A 2263-nucleotide genomic window follows, 5' to 3' on the forward strand; every position below is an offset into this window, starting at 1 on the left:
CAATAAAAATAGCCAAAAGAACTAAAAAATAGCATATGAAAATGTTGCATTTGCTTTGGGAATTAAAGCTGCAATACTAACCTTAGGCGCATTTGGTCTAGCAAATATGTGGTGGGCAGTCTTCGGCGATGTCGGCGTAACAATCCTAGCGATACTGAATTCAACGAGGGCAAGATAAAAATATGACAATAACAGAACTCAAAAATCAATTAAAAACAGATAGTCTTCAAAAACTATATTTCTTTTTTGGTGAAGAAAATTTCCTAAAAGAAATGTATGTCTCGCTATCCATTTGATGAGAGAACTTGCTGGTTGTTTGACAAAATCGATGTTTTCGCCGAGCGAGAGGTATGATTTGCTTATGTGGCTTTGCGCCTCTTCGATAATGATAACACAAGCGTAATCCGGCAGGTCGTTTAGTATAACATCTGCTTTTTTAGATTTTGCTTTGAAGAGTTTTGAGTTTTTGACTATAATTAATTTGTTATCGGCGAAGACTGGGTATGAATTGATGGCGTTTTCGATGCTTGGATTTTGAGAACTCCTATTAAGGAAATCGCTCCTGACAAAGCCGCGTCTCCTTCCCAAACCTCTTTTGGCATACTTTCGCCAGTTAGGCTTGCGGTATCTAAACTGCCACTGCCATCGATGATAATTCCGTCGACAGGTATTTTTTCTCCGGGACGAACAATTACTATATCATTTATTTTAATTTTTTCAGGTGGAATTTGGAATATTTCGCCGTCTTTTTCTATGTTTGCGGTTTCGGGTTTTAGATTTAACAGAGATGTGATAGATTTTCTGCTTTTGCCAATAGCCAATTTTTCGAAAAACTCGCCGATTTTATAAAACATCATAACTGCGACGGCCTCAGGAAATTCACTTATTGAGATTGCGCCGATAGTGGCGATGGACATAAGAAATTTTTCATCGAAAATTTGCCCTTTTAATATGTTCTTGAACGATGCTATTAACACATCTGCGCCAATTAGCAGATAGCTGGCTATGAAAAAAGCCGGTTTGAAGGGAACGTTAGAAAAACTGCTAACAAAAAGAACGATTCCTATGAACATTCTTATAAAATATAGTGTTTTATTCTCTTGCTCAGCCTTTTGTGAGCAATTTTTGCATGATTCGCAACAGCTGCTCATTTTTTCTCCAGTGTGTTTTTTGCCGCGTCTTGTTCGGCGGCTTTCTTGTTTGAACCTTCGCCTTTTGCTTGTGCATTATCGCCTATATATGCTTGGGCGATGAATTTGCGATTATGGCTCTCGCCAATTTCGCTTACGATTTTATATGTAACTTTTTTTCCTTTTGCTTGCGCTTTTTCTTGAAGGGCGGTTTTATAGTCCTTGTTTAATTTGCCTGATTTAGCCAAATCTATGCTCGGTTTAAGCTTGGATAAAACGAATTTTTCTGCATATTTATAGCCGAACTCTAGATAGATTGCTCCTAAGATGGACTCGAAGATATCGCACAGGATGGAGGAAGTGTTCGCGACTTTTCGTGAGTTATTGTCTACCGCGAGTATGTATTGACCTAGTCCTAGTTTTGTTGCTATATTTGATAGGCTTTCTTCGCAAACTACGGCTGCTCGGATCTTGGTTAGCTCGCCTTCGTTTTTTTTGATATTTTTGAATATATAGTCTGTTATTATTAGTGATAGAACGGAATCGCCTAAGAATTCTAGACGCTCATAGCTCGCTACGTTATGCAAATTTGCGTATGAGCTGTACGTTATTGCCTGTATAAGCAAATCGGCGTTCTTGAACGGAACACCGATTTTGTTAGCTAATTCGGTTGCGAGTTTATTCGCCTTTTGCATCTGCTATATGTTTCGCTGCTTCGCCAACAGTCGTGATTCTTTCGGCAGCATCGTCTGGGATCTCGATGTCGAACGCTTCTTCGAAAGCCATAACTAATTCGACGATATCAAGGCTGTCTGCGCCAAGGTCGTCTGCGAAAGAGGATTCAGCTGTAACTTTTGATGGGTCTACATCTAATTGTTCTGCTACGATTTTTTGAACTTCTTCTAAGTACATTGCTCTCTCCTTATGTTTTGTTATCTAAGTATTATATTCATGTTTTTCTTACTATATCAAAGTTTTGTGTGTTTGTCAATAGTTTTTTTGGATTGGTTGTTTGAAGAAATTTTGCGTTTGAAATTTTACATTCCGTTAACATGAAAACCCGCATGAAATGCGCTGTGCGGGGGGGGTAGACGCGAATTGGTTCTTAACGTTAGGCGGATGGCAAAATATGG

General features: G+C 38.8%; 4 protein-coding genes. 1 reads left to right on the top strand and 3 read right to left on the bottom strand.

The window, feature by feature from the left end; translation table 11 throughout:
- Positions 1-55 precede the first annotated feature (55 nt).
- Positions 56-178: a hypothetical protein gene (locus ACYVTD_RS11735; protein WP_461247953.1), complete on the top strand. Its 123-nt coding sequence runs from the start codon at positions 56-58 to the stop codon at positions 176-178.
- Positions 179-476: 298 nt separating this feature from the next.
- Here the strand turns inward: ACYVTD_RS11735 and ACYVTD_RS11740 are convergent, their stop codons facing one another.
- From ACYVTD_RS11740 to ACYVTD_RS11750, 3 genes are read right to left on the bottom strand one after another with little or no spacing between them, the layout of a single operon-like run.
- Positions 477-1151 carry a P-type ATPase gene (locus tag ACYVTD_RS11740; RefSeq protein WP_461247954.1) on the bottom strand — a complete coding sequence of 225 codons (675 nt, stop codon included), beginning with the start codon at positions 1149-1151 and terminating at the stop codon, positions 477-479.
- The gene (gene rnc, locus ACYVTD_RS11745; RefSeq protein ID WP_461247955.1) at positions 1148-1825 is read right to left on the bottom strand and encodes a ribonuclease III; all 678 of its coding nucleotides are present in this window, start codon (positions 1823-1825) and stop codon (positions 1148-1150) included. Before rnc ends, ACYVTD_RS11740 begins: the two co-directional genes overlap by 4 nt.
- Entirely contained in the window at positions 1809-2042 is a 234-nt protein-coding gene (locus ACYVTD_RS11750) for an acyl carrier protein (RefSeq protein ID WP_461247956.1), read from the bottom strand. The genes rnc and ACYVTD_RS11750 overlap by 17 nt, the downstream gene beginning before the upstream one ends.
- Positions 2043-2263: the final 221 nt, after the last annotated feature.

Source organism: Treponema sp. R6D11, from assembly GCF_054786075.1.